Annotated in this window: 15 protein-coding genes; 13 read left to right on the forward strand and 2 right to left on the reverse strand. The window is 37.5% G+C overall.

The window, feature by feature from the left end:
* The first annotated feature begins 445 nt into the window (after nt 1-445).
* The gene (locus BMY57_RS14060) at nt 446-1,129 is read left to right on the forward strand and encodes an alpha/beta hydrolase (RefSeq protein WP_369678865.1); all 684 of its coding nucleotides are present in this window, start codon (nt 446-448) and stop codon (nt 1,127-1,129) included.
* Nucleotides 1,108-1,404, forward strand: coding sequence for a prolyl oligopeptidase family serine peptidase (locus tag BMY57_RS16515; protein WP_369678866.1), 297 nt, complete (start codon nt 1,108-1,110; stop codon nt 1,402-1,404). The genes BMY57_RS14060 and BMY57_RS16515 overlap by 22 nt, the downstream gene beginning before the upstream one ends.
* A 58-nt stretch (nt 1,405-1,462) precedes the next feature.
* Here the strand turns inward: BMY57_RS16515 and BMY57_RS14065 are convergent, their stop codons facing one another.
* Nucleotides 1,463-2,374: a DUF4349 domain-containing protein gene (locus BMY57_RS14065; RefSeq protein ID WP_175615702.1), complete on the reverse strand. Its 912-nt coding sequence runs from the start codon at nt 2,372-2,374 to the stop codon at nt 1,463-1,465.
* Between the two features lie 123 nt (nt 2,375-2,497).
* Between BMY57_RS14065 and BMY57_RS14070 the strand changes: the two genes are divergently transcribed.
* The 11 genes from BMY57_RS14070 to BMY57_RS14120 all read left to right on the forward strand — a co-directional run bounded on the left by BMY57_RS14070 (nt 2,498) and on the right by BMY57_RS14120 (nt 17,018).
* Nucleotides 2,498-3,166: a TVP38/TMEM64 family protein gene (locus tag BMY57_RS14070; RefSeq protein ID WP_091775645.1), complete on the forward strand. Its 669-nt coding sequence runs from the start codon at nt 2,498-2,500 to the stop codon at nt 3,164-3,166.
* Nucleotide 3,167: 1 nt separating this feature from the next.
* Nucleotides 3,168-4,865, forward strand: coding sequence for an ABC-ATPase domain-containing protein (locus tag BMY57_RS14075; protein WP_091775648.1), 1,698 nt, complete (start codon nt 3,168-3,170; stop codon nt 4,863-4,865).
* 19 nt (nt 4,866-4,884) lie between these two features.
* Nucleotides 4,885-6,024, forward strand: coding sequence for a tRNA epoxyqueuosine(34) reductase QueG (gene queG / locus BMY57_RS14080; RefSeq protein ID WP_091775651.1), 1,140 nt, complete (start codon nt 4,885-4,887; stop codon nt 6,022-6,024).
* Nucleotides 6,025-6,047: 23 nt separating this feature from the next.
* Nucleotides 6,048-6,569: a methylated-DNA--[protein]-cysteine S-methyltransferase gene (locus BMY57_RS16430; protein ID WP_305728829.1), complete on the forward strand. Its 522-nt coding sequence runs from the start codon at nt 6,048-6,050 to the stop codon at nt 6,567-6,569.
* A 49-nt stretch (nt 6,570-6,618) separates the two neighbouring features.
* Nucleotides 6,619-7,092 (forward strand): tRNA (uridine(34)/cytosine(34)/5-carboxymethylaminomethyluridine(34)-2'-O)-methyltransferase TrmL, encoded by a 474-nt coding sequence (gene trmL / locus BMY57_RS14090; protein ID WP_091775658.1) that lies wholly within the window; start codon nt 6,619-6,621, stop codon nt 7,090-7,092.
* A 335-nt stretch (nt 7,093-7,427) separates the two neighbouring features.
* Nucleotides 7,428-9,071, forward strand: a complete 1,644-nt coding sequence (locus BMY57_RS14095) for a hypothetical protein (protein WP_091775661.1) — start codon at nt 7,428-7,430, stop codon at nt 9,069-9,071.
* A gap of 277 nt (nt 9,072-9,348) precedes the next feature.
* On the forward strand, nt 9,349-12,126 hold the full coding sequence (locus tag BMY57_RS14100) for a 2-oxoglutarate dehydrogenase E1 component (protein WP_246247553.1): 2,778 nt from the start codon (nt 9,349-9,351) through the stop codon (nt 12,124-12,126).
* Between the two features lie 15 nt (nt 12,127-12,141).
* Nucleotides 12,142-13,416, forward strand: a complete 1,275-nt coding sequence (gene odhB, locus BMY57_RS14105) for a 2-oxoglutarate dehydrogenase complex dihydrolipoyllysine-residue succinyltransferase (RefSeq protein WP_091775667.1) — start codon at nt 12,142-12,144, stop codon at nt 13,414-13,416.
* Nucleotides 13,417-13,569: 153 nt separating this feature from the next.
* The gene (locus BMY57_RS14110; protein WP_143063851.1) at nt 13,570-14,109 is read left to right on the forward strand and encodes a vWA domain-containing protein; all 540 of its coding nucleotides are present in this window, start codon (nt 13,570-13,572) and stop codon (nt 14,107-14,109) included.
* 212 nt (nt 14,110-14,321) lie between these two features.
* The gene (locus tag BMY57_RS14115) at nt 14,322-15,494 is read left to right on the forward strand and encodes a NupC/NupG family nucleoside CNT transporter (protein WP_091775675.1); all 1,173 of its coding nucleotides are present in this window, start codon (nt 14,322-14,324) and stop codon (nt 15,492-15,494) included.
* Nucleotides 15,495-15,596: 102 nt separating this feature from the next.
* On the forward strand, nt 15,597-17,018 hold the full coding sequence (locus BMY57_RS14120) for an aldehyde dehydrogenase family protein (protein WP_091775673.1): 1,422 nt from the start codon (nt 15,597-15,599) through the stop codon (nt 17,016-17,018).
* Nucleotides 17,019-17,515: 497 nt separating this feature from the next.
* On the opposite strand, the gene BMY57_RS16360 is transcribed toward BMY57_RS14120, so the two are convergent.
* Nucleotides 17,516-17,846: transposase (locus BMY57_RS16360; protein ID WP_256205321.1), on the reverse strand; the 331-nt coding region annotated here is incomplete at its 5' end.

The following is a 17,846-nucleotide window of genomic DNA, read 5'->3' on the forward strand; positions in this document are numbered from 1 at the left end:
ACCAATGGGTTAGACGTAGGATTAGACAAATTATTTGGAAGCGATGGAAAAAGGTTAAAACAAGATATAAAAGTCTTGTTCAGCTTAAAATACCAAAACAAAAAGCTTGGGAATGGGCTAATACAAGGAAGGGATATTGGTGCATAGCATGTAGCCATATACTTCACAGAGCTATTAACAATAAAATTCTCGAGAAAGCTGGTCTAAAAGACTTGAACCAACTTCTCGAGAAAGCACACTCAAACTATTGAACCGCCGTATACGGAACCGTACGTACGGTGGTGTGAGAGGTCGGAGGTTAATCACCTCCTCCTACTCGATTGTGTAATAATATTGTAACTTTTTTAACTTATTTGTAAAAATTCCACCGATTACCACTGAAATTATCCCGAATTTTCTGTATAATGAAACTAGACATCATAGATTTGAGAGGAGAAACTGAATTTTGTTAAAAAAGAAATGGGTAAAGGTAGGGATCGTTTTTCTAGCCATTCTATTAATCATAGATGTTTTAGGTAGTTTTTACTTTTATGACCTAGCCATTAAACGTGAGAAAAAAGACTTTCTACAAGAAAATGACGATCTAGTGGTATCAAGAGAAGCTATGGATGTGTTTGTGAGTGGTGGTTGGCATGAATGGGTGGATAATCAAGAGTTTGAATATTGGGAGATACAGTCGTTTGATGACTTAAGGTTGCAAGGTTATTACCTTGAGGCAGAAGAGCCAACTAATAAAACCGTTGTCTTTGCTCATGGATATCTTGGCCGCGCAAGAGATATGGGGATTTTTGGAGAATATTATTATAAAGAATTAGGCTATAATATTTTATCCGTGGACTTGCGGGGACATGGACAAAGTCAAGGCGATTATATCGGTTTTGGCTGGCATAGCCGTTTAGATATGGTAGATTGGATTAACCGTTTATTAGAAAAACAAGGTGAAGACACTGAGATTATATTACATGGTATCTCAATGGGAGCTGCAACAGTTCTAATGACTAGTGGAGAAGAGTTACCTAAAAACGTTAAAGCGATTGTAGCGGATAGTCCTTACACGAGTGTATATGATTTGTTTGATTATCAAATGGGACGCATGTTTAAATTACCATCGTTCCGTTCCCGTTATTAGATACAACTAGCCTAGTTACAAAAGCTAAAGCAAACTATTCATTACGTGAAGCCTCTGCTCTTAAACAAGTACAAAAATCGGATCTTCCAGTCTTATATTTCCATGGGAATAGTGATGATTTTGTTCCGACTCGCATGACAAGAGAACTGTATGAGCATACCAATAAAGCTCAAATTAGAATATTTGAAAACTCGGGTCACGGTGAAGCCTTTGCGATTTATCGGGACGAGTATATTCACTCGTTAAATCAATTTATCGATCAACATTTGAAATAAGAGAGCCGAAAAAATAATCGGCTCTTTCTTATTTTTGTGTTTAAAGAAACCGGCTTTATTAGTCGTTTTTTTGACGTTTTCTTTTTAACAAAAGATAAATCGCCACGATGGATACAGGAATAAGAATAGGGGAAAGTCCAACGATTAATACGACAATGCTAGATCCAACTTTCAATAATGAATTAATCGTATCCATGAAAAGTTTTTGAGCCTTGGCAAGAGTATTTAAGTCATCTTGAGATTGAACGTCGGGAACTTTAATGTTTCGTTCTTCGATAGAAATGTGGACGGTTGAATAAGCGACATGGTTTTCGATATAATTCATCCGGCCTTTAATTTGTTCAATGTCTTCTTGAACTTTTGAGAGGTCATCAGAAATCTTTAACAAATCTTCTGTTTTGTCCGCTTGTTCCATGAATTGAAGTAACCGTTCTTCAACGGCTTCTTTGGCTTTTAAACGAGATTCTAAATCTACATATTCTTCTGTTACGTCTTCACTTTGTTGATTACGGCTTTTAATATTTGTATCTTCCGTTTCTAGGCTATTCATAAAAGAATCAAATTCTTGTTGAGGGACGCGTACTACCATGTAGCCTGATTTTTGTTCATCATCACCTCTAGCGTGTTCAGATGATTCTACGACATATCCGTCGATTTTGGATAACTCTTGCTTAATTCGATCAGTCATATTTTGAAAATCGTTCACTTCAACTTCTAAGTGACCTGTGTAAATGATCATTTGTTCAGATTCCTCAAAATCAGACCCATCGTCAGGTTCGTCACGTTCAACGCTAGCCTGCTCTTCAGTTTCAGTTTCGGTAAAACCCTCTTTCCCATTATCTGAGTCTTCTGCCATTTCGAAATCAGTTTGATTAGCTGAACTTTCGCCTGATTCATCATTACTACAGGCATATAACCCAATCATTAGTGTGAAACTAATGAAACTAATTAACATCACCCATTTTTTCATAATTGGCCCCCTAATGTGTTTTAAATTTATAGTCGATTTGTCATAGTTAAAGTTACATTCTTGATTAAAGATCTTATTCTCAGGGAATATATTGGGATATAAACTTATAGAAGGTGGAGCAGCATGCATAAGAAACACGCCATAAAAGGAGTCCTTGTTTTTATATTTCTAATCGTACTTTATGCTTTTCACCAACGGTTATGGCATATATCTCCAGAAGATATTCGAACCTTTATATATATGGCGGGATGGTTAGCTCCGGCATTTTATTTATTATTATTTATGTTAAGGCCATTAGTTTTATTTCCCGCTTCCGTCTTTTCGATTGTTGGAGGTTTAGCCTTTGGGGCACTATGGGGATCTATACTCGCATTTACTGGTGCCACCCTAGGGGCTATATTAGCTTTTTGGCTTGCCCGCTTTGTTGGAGAGGATGCCTTTAAGAAGTTGAAGAATAAGAAAGTACTGGAATTAAAACATAATTTTGAGGAAAAAGGTTTCTTTTATATTTTATTGTTACGATTCTTGCCAATTATCAATTTTGACCTCATTAGTTATGGTTGTGGTTTATCAAAAGTTAAATTTAGACATTTTATTAAAGCAACGATGATTGGAATTATCCCAGGTACCTTAATTTACAATTTCTTGGGTGCAAGTTTAGTAGTGGGAAGTCGGTGGACAGTAACGATTGTTATTATCATCTATTGTATTTTAATTATTGTACCAATTATATGGAGAAAAAATATTATGAACAAAATTGAACAAGTAGAACAAAAAGTGACGGAGGGATAACTTGAAATTTTTACAGCAAAAGATAGGACAGATTGATGGAAAAAGTTATAAAGCCTATAAAAGTTTACAAGGTACATTTTATTTTCCTAAATTCAACTTGCACATTGATTATGTACAGGGTGATCCATTCGCATCTCCATCAAAGATTCGATTAGTTATTCCAAATAAATATCAATCGATTGACCAGGCATGGTTAGAAACGACAAGACGTCAAACGTATATAGAGGACCATATCGCACGGCGAGTGCAAAAGGCCATTTTTAAAGAGAATACACAAGTACGGGGCAGTGGGAAAAGTGGTATGGTTGCTATAGACGGTCCAGACCAAGCGATATTAAAAAGGTCTGCCGTTCAGTTAAATAATAGAGAAGTTACGATTTGTATATCAGTAGGACTACCGGCTAATGGACGTCGAATTAATGGAAAAGAAGCAGAAAAATTGTTTTTCAAAGTCATCCCATCGATTCTTAAACATTCGTTATTTGCCCTTAAACAAGACGATTTAACGAATGCCATGCAGTTAGCGGATCAACACGATGTGATTCGTAAGAAAATGAAAGAAGAAGACTGGGTGGCATTTATCGCTAATGGCTCCATTTTACCAAGAAAAAGTGGGGTTAGTACGAAGCCGTTAGAAAACGCTGTACCATTCCAAAGTCCGAAAGAAAATGAGGTTACGATTTCGATCCCTCACCGCGATGAACCTCTAACAGGTATGGCCATTAAAAAAGGCATCACCCTCATTGTAGGTGGAGGTTTTCACGGGAAAAGTACGTTATTAGAGGCGTTGGAGAAAGGTGTTTATGAACATATCGCAGGTGATGGGCGTGAGTATGTCCTAACTGACCCTAATGCGGTAAAGGTACGAGCAGAAGATGGACGTAGTATAAGCAAGGTTAACATCTCACCGTTTATAAATGATTTACCGAATGGCTCAGACACAAAGACTTTTACAACTGAAAATGCGAGTGGCAGTACCTCACAGGCAGCGAATGTTATGGAGGCTTTAGAAGCTGGTGCAACTTCTCTATTAATTGATGAAGATACAAGCGCAACGAATTTCATGATTCGAGATGAACGAATGCAACAGCTGGTTGCGAAAGATAAAGAACCGATTACCCCGTTTGTTCAGAAAGTCAAACAACTTCGTGATGAATTAGACGTTTCTACCATTCTCGTGATGGGTGGATCTGGAGATTATTTTGATATTGCTGATCAAGTTATTATGATGGATCGATATTTTCCTGTTAATGTGACAGATAGTGCAAGAAAAATTGCCGATGAAAACCCGGTCAAATGGCCAGATGCTTCATCAAGCTTTGGTTCATGGACTGACCGTGTTGTGGTGACCGATTCTATCAAGATAAAGTTGGGTAAAAAAGCAAAAGTTCAAGCGAAAAACCGACATTCGGTGATGATCGGTCGAGATGTAATTGATTTATCCTTAGTAGAACAAATTGTCGATGATTCCCAAACAAGAATGATCGCAAATATGTTAAAATATATGGCGATGCACGCACCATTTAAAGAAGATCAAACGTTAGTTGAATGGCTGAATCATTTCGAAAAGGAAATCCATCGAAAAGGATTAAGCTTTACCCAGAAAAGCAAAGAACAACACCCGGGTGATTTAGCGATGCCTAGACGTTTTGAAATAGCAGCAGCGATTAATCGCCTGCGCCAGATTAAAATAAATTAAGAGAAAAGGAGGGTCGTGCATGGAGATCAATCAATTAAAGCAAGAATTAATTGAATACAGCAAAGAAATCGGGGTTCAAAAGATTGGTTTTACCTCAACCGATACATTTGAAACACTAAAACAGCGTTTAATGGTTCAACAGTCATTGAGCTTCCATTCTGGTTTTGAAAAAGGAACGATTGAAGAACGCACGACCCCGACTAAGTTAATGCCAAAAGCGCAATCTATTATATCGATTGCATTAGCTTATCCATCAAGAATGAAAGATGCACCAAAAAGTCGAAAAGGGGACCGTCGGGGTATTTTTGCCCGCGCATCTTGGGGTAAAGACTATCATGATGTTCTAAGGGAAAAGCTCAACCTAATCGGAGAGTTTTTACAGAAAAAATTAGACGGCGTTGCCTGTAAAGCCATGGTGGACACAGGAGAATTGTCTGACCGTGCCGTTGCAAAACGCGCTGGTGTCGGATTTGTTGGTAAAAACTGTTCATTAATTACGGAAGAGTATGGTTCTTGGGTGTACCTCGGAGAATTGATTACAAATGTACCGTTTGAGCCTGATGAACCAATTGAGGAAGGGTGCGGCGATTGTAACATTTGTGTGGATGCCTGCCCGACCGGAGCATTAGTTCAAGGTGGTCAATTAAACGCCCAGAGATGTGTAGCGTATCAAACGATTACAAAAAGCTTTTTACCAGATGAATTCAGAGAAAAGCTCGGAAATCGCTTATATGGATGTGACACATGCCAAATTGTTTGTCCGAAAAATAAAGGAAAAGATTTTCATCTGCACCCAGAAATGGAGCCAGACCCAGAGCTTGCAAAACCAAAACTGATTCCACTGTTGAAAATGTCTAATCGAGAGTTTAAAGAAAAGTTTGGCTATATGTCTGGATCATGGAGAGGTAAAAAGCCGATTCAGCGTAATGCGATTGTGGCATTAGCTCATTATAAAGATGAAACGGCTTTAGACACCCTAGAAGAGCTTATGCATAAAGACCCTCGCCCAGTTATTCGTGGAACAGCTGCTTGGGCCATTGGGAAAATAGGACGTCAAGATGCTTATGAGATGATTGAAAAGGCCATGGAAAAAGAAAGTGACGAAGATGTTTTATTTGAAATGGAGAAAGGGTTAGAGTTTTTAACTCAAAAAATATAAGCTCTTTTAAGGGAGATGTAATGATGAAACCACTAACATTAACCAGCTTTGAGTCAAGTATTGGAACATTTTTAATTGGTGGTCATGAAGAAGCAGTGTATTTTGTCAAAATGGGAGACCGAGATGAATGGGTTGAAAAATGGCGGTTGAAAAATCAAGTTGCAGAACCAGTCTTTGATGAAAATGCTTTTTCAAATGTAAAAGAAGAGTTTCTTCAATATTTAAATGGAGAGTTAATAAACTTTACATTTAAAACAGACTTATTGGGAACTGAGTTTCAAAAACAAGTCTGGAAAGCTCTAAAAGACATTCCGTATGGTCAGCAATGGACATATAAAGATATTGCGGGAGCGATCAATAAGCCTAAAGCTATTAGAGCCGTTGGTGGAGCGATTAATAAGAACCCAATTACAATAGCGATTCCATGTCATCGTGTCATCGGAAGCGATGGCTCGTTAACAGGTTACGCTAGTGGCCTAGATAAGAAGAGATTTTTACTTCATCATGAAACAAAATCAAAGCATTGGTTACACCAAACGAGTTGAGGTATGCTATAATACATCTCGGTAATTAACGAATTAAAGAGGTGTCAACATGGGAATACATGTCGTACTATATCAACCAGAAATTCCAGCTAATACAGGAAACATCGCTCGTACTGTACTAGCCACTGGCTCAACACTACATCTCATTCGTCCGTTAGGATTTTCTACTGATGATAAAATGTTACGTAGAGCAGGATTGGATTACTGGCATGATGTTCATATACTTTATCACGATTCACTTAATGAGCTTTATGAAAAGTATCAAGATGGAAGTTTTTATTATATAGAGAATTTCGGAACAAAATATTATACGGATTACGATTATAGTAATCCAGATGAAGATATCTTTTTTGTGTTTGGTCGGGAGACAGATGGAATCCCAAAATCCTTGCTTGAAGGAAAAGAGGACCGTTGTTTGCGGGTTCATATGACGGATAAAGTGAGATCGCTCAACTTATCTAATACAGCGGCAATCATCGTTTATGAAGCTTTAAGACAACAAGGATTTCCCAAATTAGATTAATAACTATTCAACCCACTCTATTGATGTAGAGTGGGATTTTTTCTAGAATCAAAATAAAAAAACTGGTAGGGTATGACCCCTACCAGTTTTTACTGAATTATTTTTTAGGTTGTCCTGGTTTTGCATCGTAACCAGCTGTAAATATGGATACTAAAAATGTTACACATACTCCTAAGATAACTGCTAATTTCATGAAGATCCACCTCTATTCAACATCATTACTTGTATTATAACCAAAAATGATAACCTTGTGAACTATTGACAAAAACTGTTCAAATAAAAATAACACAAGCTCTCGTTCTAATTGAATACATATATGACAAGGAGGTGTCGAGATGATCGAACCTAACTTGTCTTTAGAAGAATATGTCCAATATATCATGGAGGGAACTCATCGTCCCTTAAAGGCTCATGAATTATTATACCATGCCGTTCAATTTGCTATAAAGAATGATAAAGTTCCTTTAAATGTCGATCGCCATTTATTAAATAAAGTTCTTGAACAGTATTTAATTCCGGCTAGTCAAGGCTACGATATTCAAAAAAGAATGCTCATATTAGTCGGACCACCTGGTAGCGGAAAGTCGAGCTTAGTTCATTTTTTAAAAAAAGCGTTAGAAACTTATTCTTATACAGATCAAGGAGCCGTGTTTCGAATTAGCGGCTGCCCTATGCAAGAAGATCCATTATTAGCCCTTCCTCAAGACATGAGAGAGCAACTTCCTATTCAAGTTGAAGGATCTCTTTCTCCATATAACCATTACAGGCTAATGAAGGAATGGAAAAGTTGGAGAAATGTTCCTATTGAACGTTTTTACATATCAGAAGTTGATCGTAAAGGAGTCGGAACTTTTTTCCCTGCTGATCCATACTCTCAAGACACGTCTGATTTAGTCGGATCTATTGATTATGCAACCATTACTAAGTATGGGTCACCATCTGATCCAAGAGCATATAGATATGATGGTGAGTTTCAAGCGGCCAATCGTGGTATATTAGAATTACAAGAAGTGTTTAAATGTGAGCCTAAGTTGTTGTATCCGTTTTTATCACTGGCAGAAGAAAAACAATATAAAATTTCACGTCAATCATTAATATCAGCTGATCAAGTCGTGATAGGTCACACAAATGAGCCAGACCTTCAAAGGATCGTGCAACTTAATCAGACGGCGATTCTAAATCGAATGGTATTTATTAAAGTTCCTTATTTATTATCCATTGACCATGAGGTTTCTATGTATCGAAATAAAGTTTTAGACAAAGATAAGGAACGTTTAGGCTTCAAAGCCTTAGACACTTTAGCGGCAGCGTTAATATTGACACGGATGAAAAAACCAACCGATGGTATGACGAAGCTTGAGAAACTAGAAAAGTATCGTAATAGGGTAACGATTGGCGATGGAGAAGGAATGTTGGGTCTAGATCCGCGTTATGCTTTTCATGTATTATCTATTGTCTGTGCAAAAAACTTGAACATTATTGAAGTAAATGATTTACTAGATGAATTGAAAAGGATTATTCTGCAAGATTATCGGATTCTAGAAGAGCAAAAGGAGACGTATCTATACAATATTCAACTCGCTTATAAATACTACGATCATGAATGGTTGAAATTGATTAAAAACATAATAGAAAAAACATCACATGATGAACTTCAAGAATTGACTAAGATTAGTTTATCTAAAAATATGACGAAACTACATAATGTGCTAGGAATTGATGAAAGTAACTTAGATCATTTTTTATCCATTTGTGATAAATTATCGTTAGATGTTAATGAATTAACCTACGATGATTTACCAGAACGTGTAAAAGATATGATTTTAGATTTATTCATTTTAAGTCAACGTCATTACCTTGATGAATGGATCGAGAATTCGATCCTCCCTCAGTTATTGAACCTTAAAATTAACGTGAGTCATACAATAAATCTACACTTAATCAAAGTAATTGAGAACTATATATCAAGGTATTTGTAATTTTGTGCTTTAATCCGACAATTTTTGTTGTGTTTACCTTTTCTATATGAAATTTTTCATATATACTAATTGTGATGATTATGATGTTTTTCAAGTTATTTTTTTCAAGTTGTTTGCGAATACTGAAAGAAGGGTAAACAGCTTGATAGAAATAATTCGAAAAACTTATATACAAACTAGTAGCTTATGTTACTTATTCGAAAACTGATGGGGGTAGTAAACAGTGGCAATCAAAGGGTCTAATGACAATGTTTGGGATGCTTTTCATGGTCCAAATATGGGCTATGTTGAAGAGCAGTATGATTTATACCTTGATGACCCTGATGCAGTTGATGAGACACTGCGTCATATGTTTGACGAGTACGGGGCACCAACTTGGGTGTCTAAAACAACTGGAGAATCATCAACTAGTCAGTCAACGACATCAACAGCTGATTTGCAGAAATTAACAGCTGCAATGAAGTTAGTTGATGCAATCCGCAGACATGGACATTTAGAAGCGGATATCTTTCCAGTCGGAAAGCAGGATGAGCGTTATTCAGCTTTAGTAGATCCGAAAAAATACGGTCTATCTGAAAGTGACTTAAAACAATTAGATGCTAAGCTTTTAACAGCTGAAGTGCCTAGTAACGTTCGTAATGCATGGGATTTTGTACAGCACTTGAAAAAGAAATATTCAGGGACGATTTCTTTTGAATTCAATCATATTCCCGACGACGATGAACGCGAGTGGCTCTACAACAAGGTAGAAACTGGCGCTTTTGATGTTTTATTAAATAATGAAGAAAAGAAACAAGTATTAAAGCGTTTAGGTGATGTTGAAGGCTTTGAGCAATTTTTAGCTAAAACATTTGTGGCCCAAAAGCGATTCTCTATTGAAGGTTTAGACGTTATGGTACCGATGCTAGATCGCATGGTGACGAACGCCCATAAAGATGATGTTGATCACGTTATGATGGGGATGGCTCACCGTGGCCGTTTAAACGTCTTAGCTCACGTTTTGGGTAAACCTTATGACTTAATTTTCTCTGAGTTCGCTCATGCACCTGACAAAACGCTCGTTCCTTCTGAAGGTTCAACAGGTATTAATTACGGATGGACAGGTGATGTGAAGTATCACTTTGGTGCGAATCGTGAATATGTAGAAGATGATGAAAGTAAAACAAAAATTACTTTAGCACATAACCCTTCACACTTAGAGTTTGTTAACCCAGTCGTTGGTGGATACACACGCGCGGTTCAAGATAAACGTGATGAAAGCGGTTATGCAAAAAATGATGTAAACAAAGCTTTCAATATACAAATTCACGGTGATGCCGCATTTATCGGTGAAGGTGTGGTAGCAGAGACTTTAAACTTATCACAATTACGCGGTTATGAAACAGGTGGATCTGTCCATATTATTGCGAACAACCTAGTTGGTTTCACCACTGACCACAAAGATGGACGCTCAACAAAATATGCTAGTGATCTAGCTAAAGGATTTGAAATCCCGGTTATTCATGTTAATGCAGATGACCCAATAGCATGTCTAACAGCGGTAGAATTTTCTTACCAATATCGTAAGAAATTTAATAAAGACGTGTTAATTGATTTAGTTGGATACAGAAGATACGGTCACAACGAGATGGATGAGCCAAGAGGGACTCAACCGCAACTTTATAAAGACATCGATAACCATCCAACTGCTTACGAAGTTTTTGCAAAGCGTCTAGTTGACGAGAATGTATTATCTGAAGAAGAGTCTAAGAAATATAAAGAAGATGTTAAAAAACAACTTCGTGAGATTTACGACAACATGACGGAAAGCGAACGTAAAGACCCTTCTGTACCAGATTTACCAAAAGAAGTGGTTAACGGATTAGATAAAATTGAAACAGCTGTAGATGAAGAAACACTACGTAAGTTAAATGAAGATATGTTAAAACGTCCTGAAGGTTTTGAAGGCTTCAAGAAGCTTGAAAAAATCTTAAAACGCCGCGGCAAAGCATTTGATGAAGGTGAAAAAATTGATTGGGCATTAGGTGAGGCTTTAGCACTTGCTTCAATCCTAAAAGATGGTACACCGATTCGTATGTCGGGTCAGGACTCTGAGCGTGGTACATTCGCACATCGTCATGCGGTATTGAATGACGTTAATACACAAGAAAAATATAGCCCTTTTCATGGTTTAGAGGGGGTAAACTCTTCATTCAGTATTTATAATAGTCCTTTATCTGAAGCTGGCGTATTAGGATTTGAATACGGTTATAGTGTTCAATCTGACGATACACTAGTACTTTGGGAAGCTCAGTACGGAGACTTTGCCAACGCGGCACAAGTTATTTTTGATCAGTTCATTTCGGCAGGTCGAGCGAAGTGGGGTCAAATTGCTAGTATGGTCATGCTTCTACCTCACGGGTATGAAGGTCAAGGACCAGAACATTCTAGTGCCCGCCTTGAACGTTTCTTACAACTTTCAGCTGAAAATAACTGGACAGTAGCAAACGTTACAACATCGGCTCAATATTTCCACTTATTACGTCGTCAAGCTGCTATTGTAGGAACTGAAGCTGCACGTCCATTAGTCTTAATGACACCGAAGAGTCTGATTCGTAATCAACGCGTAGCCGTTGATTCTGAAAAATTAACTTCAGGTAAGTTCTTAACGATTCTTGAACAAGAAGGCTTAGGTGAAAAACCTGACAGTGTTAAGCGCCTAGTGATTGGTAGCGGTAAGATTATGGTAGATATTGAGGAAGAATTAGAGGATAAAGATCCAAACGATGAAATACACATCGTCCGTTTAGAACAAATTTATCCTTTCCCTGAAAAAGAGCTACAAAAGCTATTGAAGAAATATAAAAATGTAGAAGAGATTGTTTGGGTGCAAGAAGAACCTAAAAACATGGGAAGCTGGGACTTTGTTAAGGAACGAATTCAGTCCATTAAGAAAGTGAAGCAAAAGCTAAACTATGTTGGACGTCCTTATCGCTCATCTCCAGCCGTTGGAAGCCCGAACATTCATAAGTCAGAGCAAAATCGTATTATCAATGAAGCATTAACGCTCGATTAAAGGAGGAAATTTAAAGTGAAGGAAATTGTTGTTCCTGAATTAGCCGAATCGATTACGGAAGGTACAGTTGCAGAGTGGCTTGTAGCTAAAGGCGACAAAGTTGAAAAAGGTGACCCGGTCGTTGAACTAGAAACAGACAAAGTAAACGTCGAAGTGAACTCAGATTTTTCTGGTGTTGTTGCTGAACTTTTAGTTGAAGAAGGCGACGATGTTGAAGTTGGTGACGTCATCGCGAAAGTAGACGAGAGTGGCGAAGCAGCTGGATCAGATAATGCTGATGATTCAACTGAAGCAGAAGCAAAAGAAGAGAACAAAGAAGAGCCTAAGGAAGAGAAAAAGCCTGAAGCTAAAGAAGAATCTCCACAAACAGACGAGGGTGGAGAAAGCAAAACAGATCAACCTGTTGCATCTCCAGCAACTCGTAAGCGTGCTCGTGAATTAGGCATTGATTTAAGCGAAATTAAACCTAAAGATCCAGTTGGACGTATTTCTAAAGAAGATGTTGAAGCGGCTGCTAAAGCAAAAGCTGATGCAGGTAAGAAATCTTCTAAGAAAGAAGAAAAATCAGCTGAGAAAACTGAGTTTGATAAACCGGTTGTTCGTGAAAAAATGTCACGCCGTCGTCAAACAATCGCTAAGCGTTTAGTTGAAGCACAGCATACGGCTGCGATGTTAACAACTTTTAACGAAGTAGACATGACAAACGTGATGAAAGTACGTAGTGAACGTAAAGATGCCTTTTTAGATAAACACGGTGTTAAACTTGGTTTTATGTCATTCTTTACGAAAGCAGTTGTGGGTGCTCTAAAAGAATTCCCATTAGTGAATGCAGAAATTCAAGGCGATGAAATCGTTAAGAAACAATTCTATGACATTGGTGTCGCTGTATCAACTGAGGAAGGTCTAGTTGTTCCAGTTGTCCGTGATGCTGACCGCTTAAGTTTCGCTGGTATCGAAGAAGAAATCGGTAACCTAGCTAAAAAAGCTCGTGATGGTAAGCTTGGACTTAATGACCTTCAAGGCGGCTCATTCACAATTACGAACGGTGGTATTTTCGGTTCATTATTATCCACTCCAATCCTAAATACTCCACAAGTTGGTATTTTAGGAATGCACAAAATCGAAAAACGCCCTAAAGTAATGCCTGATGATTCAATTGAAGTTCGTCCTATGATGTACATCGCCATGTCATATGATCACAGAATCATTGACGGACGTGAAGCTGTACAATTCCTAGATCGTGTAAAACAAATGATTGAAGATCCTTATGACCTATTATTAGAAGGTTAATTAATGAAGCCCGTTCATTTATATGAGCGGGCTTTTTATATACATTTTTCATTTTATAAAAAACACTCCATATACTATTAAAAAGTTTGTGGGGTGACTTTTATGTATAAACAACACTCATTACCTACTTTTTTTCACAAACGAGAACCTTTTATGAGAAAAGCGAATGAAAACGACTTCTTTGGTAGTGGTCAACGTCCCCCATTGGATGACAGCGTTCTAATTAAACTTTTTAATCAACATAGTAAGTCCATTCAATTTATCCAGTCTAAACTAAATGTAAAACGGACGTTACTGAATCATTTAGCTTATCAAAAAAACCTTGAAGAGAGCTTAGTTTATAATCGATATGATATTGAGAAAAAGGTAAGAACACGAGTGTTACTAATAGATGCCTCATACTCCATGAGACAACACAAAGAAAAAATTCAAGCTCTACTCAAAAATGAGAGGTACGATATTATTCTTTATCACGATCGAGATATTTTTCGTTATGAAATAGACACTTTCACGATTCCTAACTTTAAGGGAGGAACGTCTTATACCAAGCCACTATCAAGACTGATGGATATAAAGGTTCCACTTACCATTCAACATGTAACAGATGGTGAAATTGCTTTATATGATGAGGCAAAAGCTCGAACAATTTTAAAACAATTGAGTATGGTTCTTTATAAAAGGATTGTATTATAAAATCAACTCTTTCGGTAAAGCTAAATATAACTGAGAGGGTTTTATTGATTTAATATTAAAAATTATAGAACATTTTAATTTCCAAGTATTTTATTAGATTAAATTGTTGTTATAAATTATAAAAATTGCTACAATCAGAAATTGTGGTATGAGTCATATGAATTAAAGGGAGGACAAACATCTTGGGTATTATATTAGATATTATCTTTGCAATGGCAGCAGTTGCAATTGTGTTAGCGATTGCATGGTTTATGTCAAACGATAAGAAAAACATACCTTATAAAGGAATCGCTTTCATGTTGATTTCGCAACTGCTAATTACCTGGTTTATGTTCAATACATCTATCGGTGAAATGATAATAACGTCTATTTCTGCGGCATTCAATAAACTAATTGAATTCGGGACAGTAGGTGTTGAATTCGTTTTAGGTGGTATTGAATTCGACGCTGAAGCAGGGGTTTTCTTTTTTGACGTATTATTAATTATTATCTTTTTCGCAACACTTTTATCTGTTTTAACTTATTTAAGAATTTTACCTTGGTTAATCAAAGTCTTAGGCGGAGTTATTTCTAAAATTACAGGTTTACCTAAAATTGAATCGTTCAACGCGGTAAACAGTATGTTCTTTGGACAATCAGAGGCATTAATTGCCATTAAATCTCAGTTCCACAGAGTAACTGAAAATCGTCTATATATTGTAAGTGCTTCTGCAATGGGTTCTGTATCAGCTTCAATCGTAGGTGCTTACTTACAAATGCTTCCACCTCAATATGTATTAGTGGCTATCCCACTAAACATGTTCAGTGCATTGATCTTAGCTTCTATCATTGCGCCAGTAAGTGTTAATGATGAAGATGATGAAGTTGACGTAAAAGACGTTTCGGAGTCTAAGAGTGTGTTCGAGGCAATGGCTAATGGTGCGCTTGATGGTGGTAAAATTGCCTTAATCGTTGCAACGATGTTAATTGCATTCTTAGCATCACTAGAGCTAGTGAACTACGTATTAGGTGCTATTACTGGTGGTACAACCCTTCAAGAGGTGTTAGGTTGGATTTTATCACCAATCGCATTCTTAATGGGTGTTCCAGCTGCTGAAATTGGACAAGCTGGTGGAATCATGGGACTTAAGATCATCACAAATGAATTTGTGGCGATGTTAGAATTACAATCTGCTATGGATGGACTATCAGAAAAAGCTATTGGTGTTATTTCCGTATTCCTAACAAGCTTTGCTAACTTCTCATCTATCGGTATCATTGCGGGTACTGTAGCAGGTATTGACAATGAAAAAGGTAAAACCGTTTCTCGTTTCGGTATGAAATTATTAATTGGTGCGACTTTAGCATCAATCCTGTCTGCAACTATTGCAGGTCTATTCATATAATTGATAAAAAGGTTTGGATCAACACGGTCCAGACCTTTTTTATGTTTAGTGGTATACATATCGTGTAATAGGGGTAACAAAAGAGAAGAAAGGGTGAAGTTCATGGAAACGTATGGTTTATTTATAAATGGGAAATGGCAAAAAACGAATGAAGTGATGGATGTCATCGATAAAGCAAACCAAGAGGTGTATGCTAAAGTATCCAAAGCTGAAGAAAAAGATGTGAAATCAGCAGTGGATGCAGCGGAAGAAGCATTTCGAAAAGAATTAACAACGCCATATGAACGTTATGAAATATTAATGAAAGTATCTAATTTACTTAAAGAAAACAAAGAAAAGCTTGCTCAAAACATGACTCACGAAGCTGGGAAACCGATTAAACAAGCCCGGTCTGAGGTGGATCGAGCTGTGCAAACAACCATTTTATCAGCCGAAGAGGCTAAGCGATTAGCTGGAGAAGGGGTACCGGTTGAAGCGGCTCCAGGCAGTGAAAACCGAATGGCTTTTACAATTCAAGTGCCAGTTGGTGTAGTAGCAGCGATCAGTCCGTTTAACTTTCCTTTGAATTTAGTATTACACAAGGTTGCGCCTGCGATTGCGGCGGGAAATACGGTTGTATTAAAACCTGCAAGTACTACCCCAACGACTGCGCTTTTGCTAGCGGAGCTTTTCGTAGAGGCTGGCTTACCTGACGGTGTCTTAAATGTTGTGACAGGAAAAGGATCTGAAGTAGGTGAATGGCTAACAAATGACGAACGAATTCAGCTGTTCACGTTTACTGGAAGTGTTGAAGTCGGGCTTAACCTCAAACAGAATACAGGCATGAAAAAGTTAGTGTTAGAGCTTGGCAACAATTCTCCAGTCATAGTTGATCATGAGACTGACGTTAAAGAAGCGGCTCAAGTCATTGCAGCTAAAAGTTATGCTTATGCGGGACAAGTATGTATATCCGTCCAACGAGTTTATGTTGATGAAAAAATTCGTAATGAGTTTGAGACGGAACTTTTAAAAGCTATTGAGGGTTTAAACGTTGGTGATCCTTTCGATGATCAAACTGACGTCGGTCCTATGATTACGATTAAAGAAGCCGAGCGCGCAGAACAATGGGTCAACGAAGCGAAGGAAAAAGGTGCCAAAATCTTGGTTGGTGGTTCTAGAAAAGACAATTTCTTTGAACCAACTGTGGTCACAAACGTCACACAAGAGATGAAGGTTGTTTGCGAAGAAGTTTTCGCTCCTATCTTATCACTGATCTCCTACAATGATTTAGATAAGTGCTTAAAAGAAGTCAATCAATCGGAATATGGACTTCAAGGTGGAATTTTTACAAACAATATTAATAAAGCGATGAAAGCCGCGCGTCGAATGGAGGTTGGTGGCATCATGATTAATGATGCTTCACAATACCGCGTTGACCTGATGCCTTATGGTGGAGTGAAAAATAGCGGATGGGGCAAAGAAGGACCGAAATACAGCATCAAAGAAATGACTGAAGAACGCCTAGTCGTAATGAATTTAAAATAAACTAAGTGGTAACAAGCTGTGATGCTCATCACAGCTTGTTTTTTAAAACATGACCATAGAATTTAGAAACATGACCATAGAATTTAGAAACGTGCCGATAGAAATCGAAAACATGACCATAGAATTTAGAAACGTGCCGATAGAATTCTGAAACATGCCCATAGAATTTAGAAACGTGCCGATAGAAATCGAAAACATGACCATAGAATTTAGAAACGTGCCGATAGAATTCTGAAATATGACCATAGAATTTAGAAACATGCCCATAGAATTTAGAAACATGCCCATAGAATTCTGAAATATGACCATAGAATTTAGAAACATGCCTATAGAATTCAAAAACATACCCATAGAACTTTGAAACATGTCGATTGAGTTGAAAAATCAGCCCATTGGATTCCGTAACAAGTCTATAGATTAAAAAAACACTCATAAATAGAACCTAGTGGTGCTATGGACTATGATAGATGGGAATTCTGCGAACAAGTTCCACTCCATCAAGCCATGACGTTTTTAGCTAAAATAAAAAGAGGCTGGGACATAACTAGCCTAAAATAACGTAAAAAAGGCACCAACCATAAAAAGTATGGTTTGGTGCCTTTTTTCTGCTTTGTTTCGTTATATGCCCAGCTTGTTTTCGCGTTCATGGTGGTGAACTTTCTTAGATTCACCGCCATGAACGCAAATCCTAATTCATTTTTCACCTTCTCTTTGCCCCTAACAGACATTCGAGAGAAGCGCAAATTAGCCTTCAGAAATCCAAAAACAGGTTCAACATCTACTTTTCGTTTGCCGTATAGTTCACCCGTTTTTTCTTCCGAAAGCTTT

Origin of the sequence: Piscibacillus halophilus, from assembly GCF_900110685.1 — a bacterium.
GTDB lineage: Bacteria > Bacillota > Bacilli > Bacillales > Alkalibacillaceae > Piscibacillus > Piscibacillus halophilus.

Excerpts from the sequence above, each read along its gene's own strand:
- BMY57_RS14065 (WP_175615702.1), bottom strand. The coding sequence starts at position 2,374 with ATGAAAAAATGGGTGATGTTAATTAGTTTCATTAGTTTCACACTAATG.
- BMY57_RS14070 (WP_091775645.1), top strand. The coding sequence starts at position 2,498 with ATGCATAAGAAACACGCCATAAAAGGAGTCCTTGTTTTTATATTTCTA.
- queG (WP_091775651.1), top strand. The coding sequence starts at position 4,885 with ATGGAGATCAATCAATTAAAGCAAGAATTAATTGAATACAGCAAAGAA.
- BMY57_RS16430 (WP_305728829.1), top strand. The coding sequence starts at position 6,048 with ATGAAACCACTAACATTAACCAGCTTTGAGTCAAGTATTGGAACATTT.
- trmL (WP_091775658.1), top strand. The coding sequence starts at position 6,619 with ATGGGAATACATGTCGTACTATATCAACCAGAAATTCCAGCTAATACA.
- BMY57_RS14095 (WP_091775661.1), top strand. The coding sequence starts at position 7,428 with ATGATCGAACCTAACTTGTCTTTAGAAGAATATGTCCAATATATCATG.
- BMY57_RS14100 (WP_246247553.1), top strand. The coding sequence starts at position 9,349 with ATGGGCTATGTTGAAGAGCAGTATGATTTATACCTTGATGACCCTGAT.
- BMY57_RS14110 (WP_143063851.1), top strand. The coding sequence starts at position 13,570 with ATGAGAAAAGCGAATGAAAACGACTTCTTTGGTAGTGGTCAACGTCCC.
- BMY57_RS14115 (WP_091775675.1), top strand. The coding sequence starts at position 14,322 with ATGGCAGCAGTTGCAATTGTGTTAGCGATTGCATGGTTTATGTCAAAC.
- BMY57_RS14120 (WP_091775673.1), top strand. The coding sequence starts at position 15,597 with ATGGAAACGTATGGTTTATTTATAAATGGGAAATGGCAAAAAACGAAT.